This is a genomic window from Paenibacillus farraposensis (assembly GCF_020736845.1).
Lineage (GTDB): Bacteria > Bacillota > Bacilli > Paenibacillales > Paenibacillaceae > Paenibacillus > Paenibacillus farraposensis.
In genome coordinates, this window is sequence record NZ_JAFFQR010000102.1 from 2,408 (window position 1) to 8,659 (window position 6,252).

Sequence of the window (6,252 nt, forward strand, 5' to 3'; positions counted from 1 at the left end):
TGTAACCGAAGCGGTTGTGGATATCTTCCACAAAAACCGAAAAGCCTATGACACGCGCAAAATCAAAATCAAGCTCCATGAGCGCGGATTCGTGGTGTCCAGACGTCGAATTGGCCGGATTATGAAAGAACATGGACTCGTTTCAACCTACACGGTGGCACAATATAAGCCCTATAAAACCGCCTGTAATGAAGCGGCTACAGCCAATACACTGAACCGCGAGTTCACCCAAACGGAAAGCAAACGCTTCGTTGTCAGCGATCTAACTTATGTGAAAGTTCAGCACAAGTGGCACTACATTTGCGTACTGATCGACTTATTTAATCGTGAAATCATTGGCCATAGTGCAGGTCCCAACAAAGATGCTGCTCTGATTTCCCGTGCCTTTGCCACGGTAGAGGGCGATTTGAGCGACATTCAGTGGTTTCATACGGATCGTGGGAGCGAATTTAAGAACCAGACCATAGACGAACTGTTAGAGACCTTTGATATTGGCCGTTCCCTAAGTATGAAAGGCTGTCCCTACGACAATGCCGTGGCCGAAGCCACCTACAAAGTAATGAAAACAGAATTCGTAAACCAAATGGATTTCCAGAGTCTTTATTATCTAAAACTAGAACTATATGATTATGTGAACTGGTTCAACAAGCATCGTATTCACGGCACATTAAGATACATGACGCCAGTTCAGTACAAAACTGCAGCCCTTAAAAAAGTTGTCTGATTTACTGTTGACAGTCCATGTTCTAAAACTATCAGATTGATGTGTAATAATGAATTCATATTCACACCAATAGACCAAATCAACGCAGTAGCCTATAATCCGCCTGTTGATCTCCAGCCAAGCTATCTGGTCACGTCAAAAGACCACCATAGCAGGAGAATTATTCTTTTACGAACATACGCTTGTATGTCAAGTGTAAAAGAGATATAATGAAAGCATATTCCTTATACTTTATACTCCCATCCGCTGGAGACAAAGGTAAGTGTAGTGCCCTCGATCCTGCTGACTTTCCATCTGGAAAGGAAGAGTGAGGTTAAAGCAGGCTAAAATGTTTGTATTCCCCACACTCTCATTTGCCAGAGACGAGGGAGAGAGTACCGAAAGGACTCTGGAAAAGATTTGTTAGGGTAATTTGTTTAAATGAATAATGCTTATTCAAAGCCGATTTTTGCATGAGTTTCTCATGCGAAGATCGGCTTTTTTGCGTTTCAAAAAAGTGAAGGGATGGTATAATGGAGACAATCATTTGGTTCTTGAAAGATGAAGAAGAAAATGTTCCAGTTAAGCTTTGCTTGCAACAACTGGTTCGACGGGCAGAGACTGATGCAATCTTTGCACAATTGGTGGAACTTATTTTTCAGGCTCTTGAGGTTTTGGAGAAGTGGGGAATTTTTCATTCTATGAATGAGTTTTTCACAACTCCAATTAGTGGGAATTCCTTGTACAGCATTAGAATTGTAAAAGAGCTGAGGAATCACCCACCCTTGCTTGAGTTTCGTGTGAACTGGCGAGGGGCAGGAGCATTTCGAGCCGTGTTTTTTGAATATCATTTCAACGATATTCAAGTGCTCGTGTTTACTCAAGCGACAATAAAGACTCACACCTTCTCACAGGAATTCGAAAAGCTCATTAAAAAGTCGGAAGCACAATACATTGCTTTTATGGAATCTCCAGAGAAATACATTTTTTTAAAAGGAGATGAAGCTGATGAGTAAGTACAGCAATTTGAAAAAGGATTTTGAAGAGATGAAGAAACTGGTCAGGGAACTTCCCGGAGCTGCAGACTATTTGGACGGCCCCGAAGTTGCTGTAGGTCAGATGATCTTAGCAAGACAACTGGAGCTGGGATACAATCAACAGCAGCTTGCTGATTTGGCGGGAGTTTCTCTTGAAGACGTTACGGTCATTCAAGCAGGAATGACACATCCAAATTTCGGATACACTGTTCAGCCGGATTCTTTGGCTAAAATCTTCAAAGCATTAAAAATTGTTGGAGTGCGCCCTATCGTTGATGAAGAGGCTGCTACTTCCATGACACACTAAGTCGAAAAAATTGAATTCTGTTACTTCAAAGCCGATTTTTTGCATGGATATTCCATGCAGAGAACGGCTTTTTTGCGTTTTATTAAAAATTGAGAGGATGAATAGCGATGTTCAAACTATTTAAAAAGCCCGAAAGAACAGTTCAAGAAGAAGTCATATCATTTCTCCAGCAAGAGAAGGAACGTCGTAAAAAGGCCGAAGCCTTCCTACGCATGATGCTGGATGTCATCCCTTATGTCATGGAAGAGGTTTGGGGCTTGTCAGATAACAAAATTGCCATTGGTGATACTGTCCTATTCAGAGTAGATACGAAAGTGTTTTATGTGCTGAAAAATAAAAGCACTAATCTGGATGTGCTGATATTACGAGGCCAGGCATTCTGGCAAAGCGTGCAGGAAATTATGAACTTTGCTCATGATCTGCGAAAGCAGCAGAGGTGATTAAGCAGAGCCGATTCCACCAAGCGGACATTATCTTTGTTACAGATGGTGAAGCTCATGTGAATGGTCAATTTATTGATTATTGGAATGAGTTGAAAAAGGAGAAGGGCTTCTCAGTCCTTTCCATGTTGCTTGGCACGGAGTCAATCCAAGGAGTGCAGGGGTTCTCAGACCGAATTGTTAAAGCTTCTTCTTTTGAAGATGAATCTGTATATCAAGCTTTTGAAATTTAATGATGAACAGGACAGAATCTTGCTGTCCTGTTTCTTTATTTTAAGGAGGATTTATTCATGAAAAGATCAAGTATTCAGCGAACAACAAAAAGCCTTTTGAATATGCGGGAGCGTATTCGTTTTGATCTTCCTTTTCAGCGCAACAGCGTGTGGAAAAATGATCGTCGCTCATATCTTGTAGACTCGGTCATTCGGGATCGCTACATTCCAAACATTCTCGTTTGGGATAACGGCGATGGGTACATTTGGGTCATTGATGGAAGGCAGCGCTGGGAGTCAATTTTCTTCTTTGCCGATGGTAAGTACAAGCTGAGCAAAGGAACTGCGGATTTTAATGGAGAGGCCATTGCTGGCAAGCGATACGATGAATTATCTTCTGAAGCACAATTTGAATTCCTCACCTACAACTTCACGGTGACGGAATTTCGTGAATGTAGCTTTGAAGAAGTGGAGGAAATGTTCTACAGGGTAAATCAGTCGGTGCCGCTAACTTCTACAGAGTAGACCAAAGTCAAAGTGAGTCCTGCTGTCCGTGAAACGGTACAGGAGCTGGGGCAGCATTTGTTCTTTGAGAAGATCGCTTTTACTAAAGCGGATCGCAATCGCTATGTGGATGAGCAACTGATCTGGCAGTTTATTGCCTCAGCTTCCAATCAGGACATTGATTTTCGGGGAGCTAGTTTGAATCAGTTCATCTCGAACTTGGATGAGGTCCCAGCCTCGGTAACAGAGTTAATTGAACACAAGATTGACTTTATGGATGCTGCATTCCGTAATTGGGACCATGCCCAACGGAAGGTCCTGAAAAAGGTCCATGTTGGAAGCCTGTTTCAAGTGTTGGATTATGCGCTTGAACACTCCTGGTCTGAGGATCAGTTTGGAGCATGGTCTGAGTCGTTCCTGATTGATCGCTACTCTGTTGATAGCCCATATGGTCAGCTTTGTCAAAAAGGGGCTACTAGTAAAGGATTTGTTGCTAAGCGATTTGGTTTGATGTTGAAGGATATGGAGCAGTTTCCGTTGCAGATGGAATTGCCCAAGCCATGATTCAGGGAAAAAGTGAATGGAAGAGAGGAGAGTTGTAACATGGAGACGTGTACGACTCTATTTTCCTAAAGCATGAATTTCTGTTAGTTGGGGAACAGTTTCAAATCTAAAGATGAATACCAATTAATAGGCAAAAGTCTAAATAGTATTCCAGAAAATAATAGATTGTCTGCATCTATTCACTATATTGATGCAGATGATAATAATATAGAAAATTTCCTGACACGTCAAAATACGAAAAAATAAACCGAGTCCATCTCGGTTTACCAGAGTGTCGAGAAGGTCCGGCGGACTTTCCGACACTTTTTTTATTTGGGGAGCCACTCAACTTTTAAAACAGAAATCGATTTAAAACGATCTGAAACCCACTTTTAATTGGAGAAAAATGAGTTAATTTCAGAAATAAACATTGAAAATAACGCATGGGATGGTTCTTTCTGTAAACAAAATCTCTATTCTGACCGACATATATAAGATGGGCTATTGTTAAATATCCCCTCTTAATTTCAAATTTTGAAAATAAACTTTCATCTTTTTAAGAAGAAAGGGACTATCCCAATGAATTATATGGACGAGCATATTCTAAGTCTCAAACACAAGCTTAATCATGATGTTGCATCTAATAGCGTAAATACGAACCTATCTCAAACCGCTGTACCTAATCAGGCCAACTCCGTTGCTGAAAAAAACACGGTGTTGCGGATAGGTGATGAACTGATCCCGTTGGAATGGAGAGCGATTCTGGACAGACAAATGGAGATTAGCGTTCCGAAATCTTTTAGCCTGATGCCGCTGGAGCAAGCCAAATTTAAATATCCTTCGGAACATCGCCCTGAGGTGATTTATACCTCTTTGGACGGGACGGTGAATATCACCTTTAATCGGACGGAAACCGTTTTAGCTGTGGACGAGCTTTCCGAGTTTGTGCAGCAAATGGCAGATGTTTTGCGGTCTGTACAACCGATTCGTAACTGGATGGGTACTGAAGTGATCGTGAATCGTTCCGGTCTGTCCATCGGGGTGATCCGTTTTGTAGCCGCAGGCGTGGATACGAATTTGTACAACGAAATATTGCTGTTTGTCTATGAGGGACAGGTGGCGATGGGCACGTTTAATTGTATGGAATCGGATAGGGAAGAATGGCTGTCTGTGGCAGAAAATACAGTGCAATCGCTCCATATCGTTCCGTTTCCTTCAGATTCCCCATTTGAGAAAGGAGTAGGTTCGCGATGAGTCTAGGATACGATCAAATTCAAATTCATCCTTACGACCAAATCGATCTGGAACAACTTGTCCTCACGAAGAAAATCAATGAGCATACCCGGCTTTATTTTACAGGTGTGATTCCGGAGGACCTGCAAGACAGCTATGTGGAAACGACGGAAAAGAACACCGTCATCCAGGTGAGCCAACGGGACGAATCTGGTGAAAGCAAGCCGCTGTTCAGCGGGATTGCCCTATCGGTCGAAGTAAAGGTCGTACGGGACGTGTACTATCTGGAAGTGGAGGCGATTTCCCATACCTACCGGATGGATATTCAGCAGCGTACCCGCTCTTTTCAATATACCAAAATGACCGTTCCTCAGATGCTGGAGCAGATTGGCAAGGACTACGAAGGGCTGGATGTGATTGATGGAGCGACAGGTGGAGAGCAAATCGGAAGACTTGCCATCCAGTATCAGGAGACGGACTGGGCGTTCTTGAGACGCATGGCCTCACGGTATCATACGAGTCTGATGCCTGTGGCCCGTTTTGACAGTCCCAAGTTTTATTTTGGTATTGAAGACAGCCCGGCACAGGTGGTACTGGATCATACCCGTTATACCGTACGCAAGCAGTTGCTGCCTTTTCGTTATTTTCAGGAAAACGAGCAGACCAAGGTGACGGAAAATGACTTTATTTTCTATGAGGTAGAAACGGACGAGGTGCTGGATTTGGGAGCTCAGATGACTTTTCAGGGACACAGCTTGTATGTAGTGGAAGCCTATACCGAAATGAGGCAAGGGCTGCTGCGGCATCAATATATGCTTGCCTCGTACAAAGGCTTACGGCAAAAAAGCTACTACCAGGAAAAGCTGGCGGGAGCCTCGCTAAGCGGCGTTGTACTGGACGTCCGTCAGGATCAGGTACGTATCCATCTCGATTGTGATAAAGAGCAGGATGCAAGCAAAGCCCATTGGTTCAACTACTCGACGGTGTATAGTGCTGGGGGCCATACCGGCTGGTACGTAATGCCGGAAAAAGGTGATTCGGTTTCCGTTTATTTCCCCGGCAGCCGGGAAGAAGACGGTGTGGCAGGCGGCGCAGTAAGACGGGCGGATCGCAAGAGCAGGCACAACCATTTTTCCAATCCGCATATGAAAATATGGCGTACCCCGCACGGCAAGGAAATTCGGCTGGGACCGGATGAACTGGTCGTTACGGGCAAGGACGGTGCGATTTATATCAAGCTGGACGATAAAGAAGGCATCCATATCACGAGCAG

At 43.6% G+C, this 6,252-nt stretch carries 9 protein-coding genes; all 9 read left to right on the forward strand.

Going from position 1 to position 6,252, the window contains the following annotated elements; all coding sequences use genetic code 11:
* Positions 1–724 (forward strand): IS3 family transposase (locus JO375_RS16295; protein ID WP_229525457.1); only part of this gene is annotated, 724 nt, incomplete at its 5' end.
* Positions 725–1,257: 533 nt separating this feature from the next.
* Positions 1,258–1,719, forward strand: a complete 462-nt coding sequence (locus JO375_RS16300) for a hypothetical protein (protein WP_229525458.1) — start codon at positions 1,258–1,260, stop codon at positions 1,717–1,719.
* On the forward strand, positions 1,712–2,047 hold the full coding sequence (locus tag JO375_RS16305) for a helix-turn-helix domain-containing protein (RefSeq protein WP_229525459.1): 336 nt from the start codon (positions 1,712–1,714) through the stop codon (positions 2,045–2,047). The genes JO375_RS16300 and JO375_RS16305 overlap by 8 nt, the downstream gene beginning before the upstream one ends.
* A gap of 107 nt (positions 2,048–2,154) precedes the next feature.
* A complete protein-coding gene (locus JO375_RS16310) occupies positions 2,155–2,487 on the forward strand; it encodes a hypothetical protein (protein ID WP_229525460.1) in 333 nt (110 codons plus the stop codon).
* A complete protein-coding gene (locus tag JO375_RS16315; protein ID WP_229525461.1) occupies positions 2,484–2,720 on the forward strand; it encodes a hypothetical protein in 237 nt (78 codons plus the stop codon). Before JO375_RS16310 ends, JO375_RS16315 begins: the two co-directional genes overlap by 4 nt.
* Before the next feature lie 57 nt (positions 2,721–2,777).
* Positions 2,778–3,224 carry a DUF262 domain-containing protein gene (locus JO375_RS16320; RefSeq protein WP_229525462.1) on the forward strand — a complete coding sequence of 149 codons (447 nt, stop codon included), beginning with the start codon at positions 2,778–2,780 and terminating at the stop codon, positions 3,222–3,224.
* A 12-nt stretch (positions 3,225–3,236) separates the two neighbouring features.
* On the forward strand, positions 3,237–3,767 hold the full coding sequence (locus JO375_RS16325; protein ID WP_229525463.1) for a hypothetical protein: 531 nt from the start codon (positions 3,237–3,239) through the stop codon (positions 3,765–3,767).
* A 558-nt stretch (positions 3,768–4,325) separates the two neighbouring features.
* A complete protein-coding gene (locus tag JO375_RS16330; protein WP_229525464.1) occupies positions 4,326–5,000 on the forward strand; it encodes a hypothetical protein in 675 nt (224 codons plus the stop codon).
* Positions 4,997–6,252 (forward strand): phage baseplate assembly protein V (locus JO375_RS16335; RefSeq protein WP_229525465.1); only part of this gene is annotated, 1,256 nt, incomplete at its 3' end. The genes JO375_RS16330 and JO375_RS16335, both read left to right, overlap by 4 nt.

What these genes read in the sequence shown, in the direction of transcription:
- JO375_RS16305 (WP_229525459.1), top strand. Translation starts at nt 1,712, where the DNA reads ATGAGTAAGTACAGCAATTTGAAAAAGGATTTTGAAGAGATGAAGAAA.
- JO375_RS16310 (WP_229525460.1), top strand. Translation starts at nt 2,155, where the DNA reads ATGTTCAAACTATTTAAAAAGCCCGAAAGAACAGTTCAAGAAGAAGTC.
- JO375_RS16320 (WP_229525462.1), top strand. Translation starts at nt 2,778, where the DNA reads ATGAAAAGATCAAGTATTCAGCGAACAACAAAAAGCCTTTTGAATATG.
- JO375_RS16330 (WP_229525464.1), top strand. Translation starts at nt 4,326, where the DNA reads ATGAATTATATGGACGAGCATATTCTAAGTCTCAAACACAAGCTTAAT.